The 13,775-nt window shown below is 65.2% G+C and carries 12 protein-coding genes; 11 read left to right on the forward strand and 1 reads right to left on the reverse strand.

Annotated features, from left to right (window positions below; translation table 11 throughout):
* Window positions 1-3: 3 nt before the first annotated feature.
* The 3 genes from J2W94_RS15115 to J2W94_RS15125 all read left to right on the forward strand — a co-directional run bounded on the left by J2W94_RS15115 (window position 4) and on the right by J2W94_RS15125 (window position 2,443).
* The gene (locus J2W94_RS15115) at window positions 4-984 is read left to right on the forward strand and encodes an alpha/beta fold hydrolase (RefSeq protein WP_310095202.1); all 981 of its coding nucleotides are present in this window, start codon (window positions 4-6) and stop codon (window positions 982-984) included.
* Between the two features lie 26 nt (window positions 985-1,010).
* Window positions 1,011-1,760: a hypothetical protein gene (locus J2W94_RS15120; RefSeq protein WP_430540627.1), complete on the forward strand. Its 750-nt coding sequence runs from the start codon at window positions 1,011-1,013 to the stop codon at window positions 1,758-1,760.
* Between the two features lie 215 nt (window positions 1,761-1,975).
* Window positions 1,976-2,443: an aminoacyl-tRNA deacylase gene (locus J2W94_RS15125; protein ID WP_310095205.1), complete on the forward strand. Its 468-nt coding sequence runs from the start codon at window positions 1,976-1,978 to the stop codon at window positions 2,441-2,443.
* A gap of 95 nt (window positions 2,444-2,538) precedes the next feature.
* Here J2W94_RS15125 and J2W94_RS15130 read toward each other — a convergent pair whose 3' ends face one another.
* Complete coding sequence (locus tag J2W94_RS15130; RefSeq protein ID WP_310095207.1) at window positions 2,539-3,471, reverse strand: carbohydrate kinase family protein; 933 nt, start codon at window positions 3,469-3,471, stop codon at window positions 2,539-2,541.
* A gap of 287 nt (window positions 3,472-3,758) precedes the next feature.
* Here J2W94_RS15130 and J2W94_RS15135 point away from each other — a divergent pair, with 287 nt between their 5' ends.
* The 8 genes from J2W94_RS15135 (at window position 3,759) to J2W94_RS15170 (ending at window position 13,687) form a co-directional block, all read left to right on the forward strand.
* Entirely contained in the window at window positions 3,759-4,808 is a 1,050-nt protein-coding gene (locus J2W94_RS15135; RefSeq protein WP_093283831.1) for a rod shape-determining protein, read from the forward strand.
* 165 nt (window positions 4,809-4,973) lie between these two features.
* Window positions 4,974-6,104 carry a rod shape-determining protein MreC gene (gene mreC / locus J2W94_RS15140; protein WP_310095210.1) on the forward strand — a complete coding sequence of 377 codons (1,131 nt, stop codon included), beginning with the start codon at window positions 4,974-4,976 and terminating at the stop codon, window positions 6,102-6,104.
* A 23-nt stretch (window positions 6,105-6,127) separates the two neighbouring features.
* Window positions 6,128-6,580, forward strand: coding sequence for a rod shape-determining protein MreD (gene mreD / locus J2W94_RS15145; RefSeq protein WP_430540634.1), 453 nt, complete (start codon window positions 6,128-6,130; stop codon window positions 6,578-6,580).
* Window positions 6,581-6,582: 2 nt separating this feature from the next.
* A complete protein-coding gene (gene mrdA / locus J2W94_RS15150) occupies window positions 6,583-8,673 on the forward strand; it encodes a penicillin-binding protein 2 (RefSeq protein WP_430540628.1) in 2,091 nt (696 codons plus the stop codon).
* Window positions 8,670-9,788 carry a rod shape-determining protein RodA gene (gene rodA / locus J2W94_RS15155; RefSeq protein WP_310095214.1) on the forward strand — a complete coding sequence of 373 codons (1,119 nt, stop codon included), beginning with the start codon at window positions 8,670-8,672 and terminating at the stop codon, window positions 9,786-9,788. Before mrdA ends, rodA begins: the two co-directional genes overlap by 4 nt.
* A gap of 119 nt (window positions 9,789-9,907) precedes the next feature.
* Window positions 9,908-11,059: a lytic murein transglycosylase B gene (gene mltB / locus J2W94_RS15160; RefSeq protein WP_310095216.1), complete on the forward strand. Its 1,152-nt coding sequence runs from the start codon at window positions 9,908-9,910 to the stop codon at window positions 11,057-11,059.
* On the forward strand, window positions 11,056-12,363 hold the full coding sequence (locus J2W94_RS15165) for a septal ring lytic transglycosylase RlpA family protein (RefSeq protein ID WP_310095219.1): 1,308 nt from the start codon (window positions 11,056-11,058) through the stop codon (window positions 12,361-12,363). The genes mltB and J2W94_RS15165 overlap by 4 nt, the downstream gene beginning before the upstream one ends.
* A gap of 118 nt (window positions 12,364-12,481) precedes the next feature.
* Complete coding sequence (locus tag J2W94_RS15170) at window positions 12,482-13,687, forward strand: D-alanyl-D-alanine carboxypeptidase family protein (protein ID WP_310095221.1); 1,206 nt, start codon at window positions 12,482-12,484, stop codon at window positions 13,685-13,687.
* Window positions 13,688-13,775 lie beyond the last annotated feature (88 nt).

A 13,775-nucleotide genomic window follows, 5' to 3' on the forward strand; every position in this document is an offset into this window, starting at 1 on the left:
GCGATGCGTTCCCGACGCCGCACCCTGAAAACGGTCGCCTTGCTGGCGGCCGTTTTCGTTTGCGCGATGGCGGTGTGGTTGTGGCGCGATCCGCTGGCGTTGGTCCATGCGGAGTTCGCGCGGCAACGCTGGGTCGCAGGACTGTCCCTGCGCCAGGCGCAGGTAGCCGGCCACCGCTGGGTCTACGCGGTGCGCGAAGCGGACCAGGCCGATGCGCCCACCGTGGTGATGATCCATGGCTTCACCGGCAGCAAGGAGAACTGGTATCCGCTGGCCGAGAGGCTGCGCGGCCGCTATCGCCTGCTGATCCCGGATCTGCCGGGCTGGGGCGATAGCGAGCGCATCAAAGGACAGGACTACGGGTTCGTGGCGCAAAGCGAAAGGGTCGCGGCCTTCGTCGATGAGATCGCCAAACGGCCGGGCAGCGACGTCGTATTGCTCGGCCATTCGATGGGCGGGGGCATCGTCGCCCTGACCGCCGCCGATCGCCCGCAAAGCGTGGCGCGCGTGGGGTTGTTCGATGCCGCCGGCGTGCGTTTCAAGGACAACCGGTTCGGCACCGAGGTGCTGGCGGGCAAGAACCCGTTCAGTGTGGAAGACGAGGCGTCGCTCAAGCGCTATCTCGACACGGTGTTCCATCTCGATGCCGCCAAGCCCTCGATCCCGTGGCCGGCGTCGCGCGCGGTGATCGATTGGCGCAAGCAGCAGGCCCAGTTCGAACAAAGCGTGCTGGACAGGATAGGGCGCAGCGACGAACGCTTTTTGCCGGGCGAAGCCGCCGCGTATATCCGTCAGCCCGCGTTGCTGTTGTGGTGCAGGCAGGATGCGGTGATCGATTTCAGCGCCATGGATCTTTATGCCGCGCAGATGCCGCAGGCCAGCAAGGTGCTGCTTGACGGGTGCGGGCATATGTCGATAGTGGAAAAACCGGACGAGGTCGCGGCCGCGGTCGAGTACCTGATCAACAAGGGAGCACCCCGATGAGAAGCCGCCCGATGAAAAGCAGCCCGATGAAAATCAATCCAATGAAGACAGGCAAGACGAAGAACGGCGCTTTCCTGCTCTTTTGCGCGCTTGCATTGGGCGCCTGCGGCGATCGCGAAGCCGAACAGCGAGCCGCCGCACAGGCGCAGGCGGCCGCCCAGGAAGAAGCGGCCGCCGCCTTGGCGCGCGAGTACGACAACGCCGTTACCGGCCAAAACTGGGACATGGCGCGCGTGCACGGTTCGGCCTTGCTCTCGCAGTATCCCGACAGCCAGGCGGCTGCGAAGATGAAAGCCGGCTACGAAGAAGTGAAGGCCAAGGGCGAAGCGGCGCGCGAGCAACGCCGGCTCGCTGCGTTGTGGAATTACGCGCAGGTTTCCGCGGCGGGCGGCACCCAGCGTTCGGCGATGATCTACAGCAAGGATCCGATCGATCTGGACGGCAGCGGCGCAAGGCCGGTGCAACTGGTGTTCCGCGACCACCCCAAATGGAAGCGCAGCGCCTACCTGGTGTTGCAGGCCAGCGATTTCCGTTGCGTCGGGGGTTGCAACGTGAAAGTCGTGGCCGATGGCGCCGCTGCGAAGTCGATGGCCGCCTGGCGTCCCGATACAGACGAGGCGATCGCGATGTTCGTCACCGACTACAAATCGCTTTGGCGCCTGCTGCACAAGACCAAGGTCGTTTCCATCGAGTTCCCGGTGAAGGGCGGCGGCACGCGCACCGCGACGTTCGAGGTAGGCGGCCTGGATGGTTCGCAGATGCCGGGATGGGATTGAGATATCTCGCGCGGATCCTCGCGTGAGGACGTCCGGGCTGCAGTTGTGCGGCATCACGCCATGCTTCGGTGAGAGGAGTAAGCTCCACCGCATGGCGTGCGTGTGTCCGTACCGGATCCGTCCGCCAAGGTGACGCGACGCCGGAAGCTCGCGCCAGGTACATCTGCGACGCAGCGCCGCATTGGACGGCAGGCCTGCGCCACGCGGAGGCGACCATGCTCTCCCCACGACTGCACCACTTCCTAGACGAGCGCCACGGCCACTACACCGCGCTCACCCACGAACGCACCATCACCGCGGACCAGACCGCGGCCGCGGCGAACATAGGCAGCCGGCATTTCGCCAAGACCGTGATGCTCAAGGTCGACGGCAAACTAGCGATGATGGTGATGCCCGCCACCTACCGGGTCGACCTGTTGCGCCTGTCGCGCGCGATGGGCGGCAATTTGGTGGAACTCGCGCAGGAAGACGAATTCCGCGATGCGTTCCCGGATTGCGAACTGGGCGCGATGCCTCCGTTCGGCAATCTCTACGGCATGCCGGTTTATGTCGATTCGCGCCTGACCGGACAAGCCGAAATCGCCTTCAACGCCGGCTCGCACACGGATGTGGTGCGCATGCCCTACAGCGAATTCGAACGCCTGGCGCAGCCCGAATTGCTGTGGCTGGCGCACGTGATGTAACCCGCTGTAAGTGGGAGCGCCGTCCCGGCGCGAGCTTTTCAAGGTAGACGCAAAAAGCTCGCGCCGGGACGGCGCTCCCACGTGGTGGAGTCGGCTTACAGCGAATACCCGAACTGCTGCTTGAACTGCTCGGCGAATTCGGCGTAATCGAAGCGCTGGTTCTGGGTGCCGGGGTGTTCGACTTTCAGCGCGCCCATAAGATTGCCCATGCGGCCGATGGTCAGCCAGTCGTAGCCTTTCTCGATGCCGAAGATCAGGCCGGCGCGGAACGCGTCGCCGCAGCCGGTGGGGTCGGTGACGCGGCGTTCGTGCGCCGGTGGGATTTCGAAGGTCTTTTCCGGGGTGTGGATCTGCGAACCGTGCGGGCCGCGGGTAGTGATGTAGGCCTTGACCCGCTGCATGATCTCGTTCTCGCTCCAGCCGGTGCGTTCCTGCAGCAGGTTGGATTCGTAGTCGTTGACGGTGACGTAGTCGGCCTGTTCTATGAAATGGCGCAGTTCGGCGCCGTTGAACAGCGGCATGGCCTGTCCGGGATCGAAGATGAACGGTATGCCGGCTTCGGCGAATTCGGTCGCGTTCTGCAGCATGCCTTCGCGCCCGTCGGGGCTGACGATGCCGAAGCTGACGCCGGGCACGTTCTTCACGTGGTTCTCGTAACTGCGCATCATCGCCCCGGGGTGGAAGGCGGTGATCTGGTTGTTGTCCAGATCGGTGGTGATGAAGGCCTGCGGGGTGAACAGCTCGTCGATCACCTTGACTTGGCTCATGTCGATGCCCTGTTCCACGAACCATTCGCGGTAGGGGCCGAAATCCTGGCCTACGGTCGCCATCGGGATCGGCTCGCCGCCCAGCAGCTTGAGGTTGTAGGCGATGTTGCCGGCGCAGCCGCCGAATTCGCGGCGCATGCGCGGCACCAGGAACGACACGTTGAGGATGTGGACCTTGTCCGGGAGGATGTGGTTCTTGAACTGGTCCGGGAACACCATGATGGTGTCGTAGGCGAGGGAACCACAGATCAGTGCGGACATCGGGCAGTCTCTTCAATGAGGAAAGTCGCTCCCGGCGGGCCGGGTAACGGCCAGGCGTCGGCACCTTGGCGGCGCAAAGGGTAACGGCTGGGACAGGTGCAGGCCAGCGCGCGCGAACTGCAAGGCGGATGAACGATCGCGGCGGATGTCGCGAAACGCTGGAAATAGTACGGTTTTCCCCAGATTTTCCCTTGCCGCACCCCGGGGCGGTTGTTAGTCTAGCGAACCCCCGAATTCCCCACCGCGCGGACTTTGCGCCGCGTCGGCACAGCAGGACTCTTCCCTCGATGTTCTTCAAGAAACTCCGCGGCATGTTCTCCAACGACCTGTCCATCGACCTGGGCACGGCCAATACCCTGATCTACGTACGCGGACAGGGCATCGTCCTCAACGAACCTTCGGTAGTCGCCGTGCGCCAGGACCGCGCTTTCGGGGGCACCCGCACCGTGGCCGCCGTCGGCGCCGAGGCCAAGCAGATGCTGGGCCGCACTCCGGGCAACATCACCACCATCCGCCCGATGAAGGACGGCGTCATCGCCGACTTCACCTATACCGAGGCGATGCTGAAGTACTTCATCAAGAAGGTGCACAAGTCGCGCTTCCTGCGCCCCAGCCCGCGCGTGCTGGTGTGCGTGCCGGCCGGTTCCACCCAGGTGGAGCGCAGGGCGATCAAGGAGTCGGCCGAAGAAGCCGGCGCCCGCGACGTCTACCTGATCGAAGAACCCATGGCGGCGGCCATCGGCGCCGGCATGCCGGTGACCGAGGCGCGCGGCTCCATGGTCATCGACATCGGCGGCGGCACCACCGAAGTGGCGGTGATCTCGCTGAACGGCATCGTCTACTCGCAGTCGGTGCGCATCGGCGGCGACCGCTTTGACGAGGCCATCACCAATTACGTGCGCCGCAACCACGGCATGCTGATCGGCGAAGCCACGGCCGAACGCATCAAGCTGCAGATCGGCTGCGCCTATCCGCAGCCGGAAGTGCAGGAGCTTGAGATCTCCGGCCGCAACCTGGCCGAAGGCGTGCCGAAGATGATCAAGATCACTTCCAACGAGGTGCTCGAAGCGCTGCACGAACCGCTGGCCGGCATCGTCAGCGCGGTCAAACTGGCCTTGGAGCAGACCCCGCCGGAGCTGTGCGCCGACGTGGCCGAGCGCGGCATCGTGCTCACCGGCGGCGGCGCGCTGCTGCGCGACATGGACCGCCTGATCTCCGAGGAAACCGGCCTGCACGTGCAGGTGGCCGACGATCCGCTGACCTGCGTGGCCCGCGGTGGCGGTCGTGCGCTGGAACTGGTGGACATGCACGGCAACGAGTTCTTCGCCCCCGAATAAGCGTAAAGCCGCCCGCGTCGTGGGCTGGCAATGGTGAAGTCGCGCACGTTGTGCGCTGTCAGTCGGAATACTGCGTACTGCGCGACCCCGCCAGGTTTCTAGTGGCTGTACTCTTTACTCTTCGCAGACGGCGTAGCCGTCGACTTCACTCTTCACGGCTCCCTAGTGCCCTCCTACGCCGGTCCTCCCGTCACTGCCCGTCCAGGCGAAGTCGCCAGCACGCTCAGGCTATTGGGATACCTGGCGTTGGCCATCGCGCTGGTCATCTTCGATCACCGTGGCGGCTGGCTTTCGCAGTTCCGCGTGCAGGCCAACGTCGCCACCCAGCCGCTGTGGTGGCTGGCGGGGCTGCCCGGACGGCTGGGCACGCGCATGCAGGACGATGCCGGCACCCGCACCCGCCTGACCACCGAAAACCGCAATCTGCGCAATGAGCTGCTGATCGCCAATGCGCGCCTGACCCGGCTGCAGACGGCCGCCGCCGACAATGCGCAACTGCGTGCGCTGCTGGGCGCGGCCGAAAGCCGCGGCCTGGACGTGCAGCTCGCACCGATCCTCAACATCGATCTCGACCCGACCCGCCAGCGTCTGGTGCTGGATGCGGGCAGCAGCGATGGCGTGCATGTGGGCCAGGCGGTGATCGACGCCGGCGGTTTGATGGGACAGGTCATCGAAGCGACCCCGTCCCATTCCACCGTGCTGCTGCTGACCGATCCCGACCACGCGGTGCCCGTAGTGGTGGTGCGTAATGGCGTACGCCTGATCGTGTATGGCCGTGGCGATCATCTGGAGCTGTCCGATGTGCCGCTCAATACCGACGTGAAGATCGGGGATGTCATCGTCAGCTCCGGGCTGGGCGGACGGTTTCCGGCCGGGTTTCCGGTGGGAACGGTGACCGGCCTGCGTCCCGACGACAGTCGCGCGTTCCTGGTCGGCGAGCTCAGGCCCGCTGCGCAGTTGAATCGCGGCCGCGACGTGCTGCTGTTGCGTTCGGCGCCGAAGGCGCTTACGAGAATCGGGAATGGGGAATCGGGAATGGGCGAAGCCGCCGCGTCGAGCCCCTCTCCCGGCGGGAGAGGGGTTGGGGAGAGGGTCCGGGGTGAGGCGAATGCTGGCGCTGGCGTTGAACCAGCATCGCCCGCATCCGAAAGTGCCAATGCGGAGCAATCTGTTGCTCCACCTGTAAACCGTACCCTCACCCCAACCCCTCTCCCGGAGGGAGAGGGGCTTGAAACTGCTCCTGCAAAACCTGCCGCAAACCAAACCTCCGCGACCCCACTGGAGCCCCGCCCGTGAGCCGGCCACGCCGAGGCTGGATCATGCCGGTGAGCATCATCATCGCGCTGCTGCTGGGCCTGTTGCCTTTGCCCGGCCTGTTGCAGCCGCTGCGCCCTTACTGGCTGGCGCTGATCATGGCTTACTGGGTCATCGAAGCGCCGGATAGCGCCGGGCTGGGTTTCGCCTTCACGGTCGGGATCATCGCCGACCTGATGTTCGGCTCATTGCTCGGCGAACAGGCGCTGCGGATGGTGATCATGACCTTCATCCTGCAGCGGTTCCGCGCGCGTCTGCGCTTCTTCCCGATGTCGCAGCAGGCGCTGGCGATCGGGGTGCTGCTGCTCAACGATCGGGTGGTGACCGGCGCCGTGCATCTGGCGCTGGGGGAGCCGGCGTTACCCTGGAACTACTGGTGGGCGCCGGTGTTGGGCATGCTGCTATGGCCGCCGCTGTTCGTGATGCTGGACGCGCTGCGCCTGGGCAAGCGCCAATAGCCATGCGGCCCGCCCGCCGACCGTCGAAGAATCCGCATGCGGAAGCCGAACAGTTCCGCCGCCGCGCGGCGCTCGGTTTCGTCATGGTCGCGGTCGCGTTGCTGGGACTGGCCGGGTGGTACTTCAAGTTGCAGGTGGTCGACCACACCGAATACGCGACGCTATCCGAGGCCAATCGCATCAAACCCAAACCGGTGGTGCCCGGCCGCGGCACCATCTTTGACCGCAAGGGCCGACTGCTGGCGGAAAACGTGCCAGCCTTCCGGCTGGAGGTGATGCCGGAGAAGGCCGGCGATCCGAAAAAGCTGGTCGCCGAGCTGGGCAAGATTTTCGTTCTCACGCCGGAAGACATCGAGCGTTTCGAGGCCACCCGCAAGGCGACCCGGGGATTCCGGCCAATCGCGCTGAAACTGCGGGTCAGCGAAGAAGAGATGGCGCGTTTCGCGGTGGATCGCTGGCGCTTCCCCGGTGTCGAGCTTGAGCCTTATCTGACCCGCCGTTACCCGTACGGCGATCTGTTCGCGCACATCGTGGGTTACGTGTCGCGAATCGACGACAAGGACCTGGAAACCCTGGGCGAAGGCAACGCAGCGCTGACCCATATCGGCAAGACCGGCCTGGAGCGCTATTACGAAGAGACGCTGCGCGGCAAGATCGGCTACGAGCAGGTCGAAACCAACGTCGAGGGCCGTGCCCTGCGCACGGTGGGACGGGTGCCGGCCCAGGCCGGTTTGGATCTGCGGTTGAGCGTGGATGCCAATTTGCAACTGGCCATGGTGCAGGCTTTCGGCGACCTGGAAGGCTCGGCGGTGGCCCTGGACCCGCGTACCGGCGAAGTGCTGGCCATGGTCAGCCTGCCCAGCTACGACCCCAATCTGTTCGTCAACGGCATTTCGCATGCCGATTTCAACGCGCTCAACAGCAATCCTTCGCGTCCGCAATTCAATCGGCTGGTGCTCGGCGGCGTGGCCCCGGGTTCGACAGTCAAGCCGTTGACCGCGCTGGCCGGCATGGACAGCGGCCTGCGCAAACCCGAGGACCGGGTCCTTTCCACCGGCATGTTCCGCCTGCCCGGGATGACCGGGCGCGGCTGGGGCGATTCGCATCGCGGCGGTCATGGTTGGACCGACGCGCGCAAGTCGATCTACGAATCAGTCAACACCTACTACTACCGACTGGCGCTGGACATGGGCGTGCAGCGCTACGACGAATACATGGCCAGGTATGGTTTCGGCCAGAAGACCGGCATCGACCTAATGGGCGAAATCGAAGGCATCGTGCCCTCCCCGGAAAGCAAGCGGAAATACGCCAAGGAACGCTGGTACCCCGGCGATCTGGTCAATTCGGCGATTGGTCAGGGCCTGTGGAAAGCGACCCTGCTGCAGCTGGCGCGCGGCACCGCAGCGATCGCCGACGGTGGGCTGATGCGACGCCCGCACTTGGCGGCCGAACAGCGCGCCGGCTTCGATGCGCCGTGGCAGCCGTTGCCGCAGCCGGCGCCGCTACGCATCAGCGACCGTGCCGACCACGTCCGTGTGGTCCAGGAAGGTATGGAAATGACCGTCGCCATCGGCACCGCGGCCAGCGTATTCCGCGGTTCGGCCTATCGTTCGGCCGGCAAGACCGGTACCGCGCAGGTGGTCAACCGCAGCACCGTCGCGGTCAACCCGAAATCGTTGCCGCTATGGAAGCGCCACCGTGCGCTGTACGTCGGCTATGCGCCGGCCGAGAACCCAACCATTGCGGTGGCGGTGGCGGTGGAAGGCGGCGGTTATGGCGCATCCACCGCCGCGCCGATCGCGCGCAAGGTCTTCGACGCGTGGTTGCTGGGCAAGATGCCGGACGTGCCGGAAGTGCCTGGGTCTGAAAAGCCGATCGCTGGCGCTTTGAGCCCCTCTCCCGACGGGAGAGGGGTTGGGGCGAGGGTACGGGGTGAGACCAGTGCTGGCGCTGGCGTTGAACCAGCATCGCCCGCATCCGAAAGCGCCAATGCGGAGCAATCTGCTGCCCCACGTGTAAACCGTACCCTCACCCCAACCCCTCTCCCGCCGGGAGAGGGGCTTAAACCCAAACCGCAGGAGCGCAGCCCATGAGCGAGATCCTGCGCTGGCTGACGGACCTGGTCCGTTATTTCCTGCGGACGCTGGACTGGCCGCTGTTGTTGGCGCTCAGCGCGTTGATGGGTATCGGTCTGGCCGTGCTGTACAGCGCCGGCGGCGAAACGCAGGGCATGCGGCTGATGTTGGCGCAGGGTGCGCGTTTTGTGGTCGGCTTGGCGGCGATGTGGGGCCTGTCGCGGGTGACGCCGACGCGCTTGCGCGCATGGACGCCAGGCATTTTTCTGGTCTCGCTGCTGCCATTGATCCTGGTGCTGTTCATCGGCAGCGGCAAGCACGGCAACCACTGGATCGACCTGAAGCTGTTCTATTTCCAGCCTTCGGAACTGATGAAGCTCAGTCTGCCGATGATGATGGCCTGGTTCCTGCATCGCGAACCGTTGCCGCCGCGTCTGCGTACCGTGTTGGCGGCAGGCGTGCTGGTCGGCCTGCCGACCGGACTGATCCTGCTGCAGCCCGATTTCGGCACCGGCATGTTGGTCGCGGCCAGCGGCGTGTTCGCGCTGCTGCTCGCCGGGCTGCCATGGTGGTGGGTGGGCGTGGCGGTAGGCGGCGTATCGGCGGCGGCACCGGTGGCGTGGCTGTGGTTCCTGCGCCCCTATCAGAAAGATCGCATCCTGACCTTCCTCAATCCCGAGAACGACCCGCTGGGCACCGGTTGGAACATCATCCAATCCAAGATCGCCATCGGCGGCGGCGGCATGACCGGCAAGGGCTGGGGCGAGGGCACCCAGTCGCACCTCAACTTCCTGCCCGAGCACACCACCGACTTCATCTTCGCGGTGCTGTCCGAGGAGTTCGGCTGGATCGGCGTGGCCGTAGTGCTGGCGCTGTACCTGTTCGTGATCGGCCGTTGCCTATGGATCGCCATCGATGCGCGGGATACCTATTCGCGCTTGATCGCCGGCACGATCGGGCTTTCGTTCTTCGTCTACGTGATCGTGAACGGCGGCATGATTTCCGGCCTGTTGCCGGTCGTGGGCGTGCCGATGCCGTTGCTGAGTTACGGCGGAACCTCGGCGGTATCGCTGCTGGCCGGGTTGGGGTTGGTGATGTCGGTCCGCGCGCATCGTCCGGTGCATGGGTATTAGTGTGGTGAATAGTGAAGAGTAAATAGCAAAGGGTGAAACCCAAAGCGGCGTTCTTGCTCTAACCCTTTGCCATTCACTATTCACTCTTCACCGCTTTACGCATGCTACCCTCGGCGCCGATGACCCGAACCGCTCTTTTCTGCCTGTTTACCCTTGGCCTCGTGGCATGCGCGACGCCGGTGAAGTCCCCGACTCCGGCGCAGCAAACGGCCGCCGAGCCGGCGACGCCAAAATCCGCGAAAGGCCCCGCGGAAGCTTCCGTGGAAGCCTTGCCGGCCGACGCGCCTATCGATCTGGCTCCTGTTCCGTTCGAGGTCGCGCGCGCCAATTTCGTGCGCGATACCGCGGCCAAATACGCCATCGCGCCGGCGGTGATCGAAGCGACCCTGTCGCGGGCGCAGTTCCTCGACAGCGTGGTGTCGTTGATGTCGCGACCGGCCGAGCGGACCAAGACTTGGGCCGAATACCGCCCCAATTTCATTACCGAATCGCGCATCGAGGGCGGGCGCGCCTTTCTCGCCACCCATCGCGATGAATTGCAGCGCGTGCAGGCGCGCACCGGCGTGCCTGCCCAGATCATCGTCTCCATCATCGGCGTGGAAACCAGCTACGGCGGATTCACCGGCAACACGCGGGTGATCGATGCGCTGTACACGCTCGCGTTCCGCTATCCGCGCAGCGGCAACCCCGCGCGCGCGGCCTACGAATACAAGCGCGAGCAGTTCTTCCGCGACGAACTGGCGCAGCTGTTCGCGCTGGGCCGCGAGGAGAACCTGGATATCGCCAGCCTGACCGGCAGCTACGCCGGCGCGATGGGCCTTGGCCAGTTCATGCCCTCCAGCTATCGCGAATTCGCGGTGGACGGCAATGGCGACGGCCGCCGCGACCTGTTCAACAGTTACGACGACGTGTTTTCCTCCATCGCCAACTATTTCCTGAAGAAGGGCGGCGAACGCGGCGGCTGGGTGCGCGATGGCGCGATCGTCGCACGGGCGGAACTGCAGCCGGGTTACGCGGAGTTCAATCCCGAGACCTGGACGCCCGACTACACGCTGGCCGACCTGGCCCAGCGCGGATACCGTCCGCTGGATCCGGTTGCGCCCGATGCCACCGCCACCCTGGTCTCGCTGGAAGGCAGTGCCGGCAAGCAATACTGGCTGGGCTTCCAGAACTATTACGCCATCACCCGCTACAACAATTCCAAGATGTACGCGATGGCCGTCTACCAGCTGTCGCAAGCCATCGCCGGCAAAGAGATTCCACCGGCATGAAGTGGCTGGCGCTGCCGTTGATGGCGCTCACGCTTGCGGCTTGCAGCAGCGCACCGAAGAAGTCTTCTCCTCCGCCCTCGTCGGCCGACGCCGGCCGGCGCGCGCAACCCCCGATGCCGACGCAAGCGAGCGCTGCGGGCTGCACGCAGAAATACTCGCCGGCGCAGGAAGACCTGAGCAAGCGCGGCGACTACCAGGCCGGCGGGCTGTATGCGCCGCATGTCCCCGATACCACGCCCGACCACGTTCCCGATGTGGATTGCATCGCCGAGCCGCTGGTCACCAGCGAGCCGCGTTCTGCCATCGGCAACCGCTCTCCCTACAGCGTGCTGGGCAAGAAGTACGAAGTGATGCAGCGTGTCGACGGTTACGTGGAGCGCGGCACCGCGTCGTACTACGGCAACAAGTTCCACGGCCGCCGCACTTCCAACCAGGAGGTGTACGACATGTATGCCTTCACCGCCGCGCACAAAACCCTGCCGCTGCCGAGCTTCGCGCGCGTTACCAACCTGGACAACGGCAAATCGGTGGTGGTGCGCGTCAACGATCGCGGACCCTTCCACGAAGGCCGCGTCATCGACCTCAGCTACGCCGCTGCGGTCAAGCTGGGCATCACCCAGCGGGGAACGGGCAATGTGGAAGTGCGCGCGCTGACCAGCACCGATCAGGGCAGCCTGCTGGCGTCCGCTCCCGCTGCGGTGAAGACCACCATCGCCACCGGCATACCCACGCGCATCGCCACCGGCAAACCGACGCCGATGGATGAACTGGTCGGTAATCTGCCCAAGCAAACACCGGCGACCACGACGGCGACGAAGGCGATCGCAACCGATGCCGGTGCGTCGTCCGATCCTTCGCAGCCCTGGCGTTACCACGTCACCCCGCAGCTGGACAAAAAACCCACTGCCGACGAATTCGACGCCTGGATGAGCTCGCGCGGCGTGCGCGTCGCCACCGGCAAGCCCGCTGCGGTGGAGAGCCGGCCCGCATCCGCCGCGCCCGCTGTGGTGGAAGTCGCACGTGCCGCGCCGCCGGCCGCCGCTCGCCCAACCTCGACGCCGACGCGTTCCGATGGCGACGTGCAGCTGCAGGTCGCCAGCTTCGCCAGTCGCGAGAACGCCGACCGTGCGCTGGCGAGATTGAGCGCCGCCGGCATCGCCCGCGCCAGCTTGAGCGATGTCGCCAGCAATGGCCGTACTCTCTGGCGTCTGCGCGTAGACGCCGCCGACCAGGCCGCCGCCACGGAACTCGCCGGTCGTATCGCAGGCCTGGGGTTCGGCCAGCCGCAGGTAGTTCGCGAATAGCCGTCCAAACGGGCGTGTTCGCTGCTGCGGACCGCCTACCCAGTACCGACACTTCAAGCGTCAACCCGTACAATTTCCTTCTTTACATCGGCCCCGGCCTTCCTGGAGTTAGCAGCAAATGAAGTTCCGTTTCGCAATCGCCGCGTTGGCCACCGTTTCGGTCGGCCTGGCTTTCGCCCAGACTCCCGCGCCCCAGCCCGTGCCGCAACCTGCCGCACCGGCGGCGGCAGTGGCCATCCCGCCCGCACCCAAGCCCGCGGGCACCGCCTGGGTGCTGATGGACTACACCACCGGCCAGATACTTGCCGGCGAGAATTACGATGAGCGTGTGGAGCCGGCCAGCATCACCAAGGTGATGACGTCGTATGTGCTCGCCGCCGAACAGAAGAACGGCAAGATCAAGCCCGACGATCAGGTCATGCTGAGCGAGCGCGCCTGGCGCGAGGGCGGCGCCGGTACCGATGGCAGCTACAGCGGCTTCGAGTTGAACAAGACCGCGCCGCTGGTGGAGATGGAAAAAGGCATGGCCGTGCAATCCGGCAACGATGCCGCCATCGCGCTGGCCGAGCATGCCGCGGGCAGCGAGGAAGCCTTCGCGGCATTGATGAACAACTACGCCGCCAAGATCGGCATGAAAGGCTCGCACTTCGTCAACGCGCACGGTCTGTCGGCGACCGACCATTATTCGACCGCGCACGACTTGGCGCTGCTGGGCCAGGCCTTGATTCGGGATTACCCGGATACCTACGCCTACAACAAAATCAAGGAATTCAAGGTCGGCGCGATGAATCCGCAGCCCAACCGCAACCTGCTGCTGTGGCGGGATCCGGCGGTGGACGGCATCAAGACCGGCCACCATTCGGGCGCCGGCTATTGCTTGATGAGCTCGGCCAAGCGCGGCGACCAGCGACTGATCGCGGTGGTGATGGGTTCCACTTCGGAAAAACAGCGCGCCGACGACAGCATGGCGCTGTTGAACTGGGGTTTCCGCTTCTTCGAAACCCATCGCCTGTACGAATCGGGCAAAGTCATCGCCCAGCAGCGCGTCTGGAAAGGCACCACCAAGCAGGTGCAACTGGGCGTGGCGCAACCGTTGCTGGTGGGCGTGCCGCGCGGCCGCTATGCGGACCTGAAGCCTTCCATGGACGTGCCCAAGGTATTGGTGGCGCCGTTCAAGAAAGGCCAGGCCGTCGGCACGGTCAAAGTCAGCCTGGACGGCAAGCTGGTGGCGCAGGCGCCGCTGGTCGCGCTCAACGAAGTGGAAGAAGGCGGATTCTTCCGCCGCCTGTGGGACAGCTTCTGGATGTGGTGGGAATCGGAGTAATCCGCCTGCCATGACCCTTGGAAAGCCGGCGCAAGCCGGCTTTTTCGTTTCTAGGGCCACGCTTTTCCGCGCAATGGCCGGGGTGGCC

This window comes from Pseudoxanthomonas sacheonensis, from assembly GCF_031455975.1.
In the GTDB taxonomy this organism is placed as follows: Bacteria; Pseudomonadota; Gammaproteobacteria; order Xanthomonadales; family Xanthomonadaceae; genus Pseudoxanthomonas_A; species Pseudoxanthomonas_A sacheonensis_A.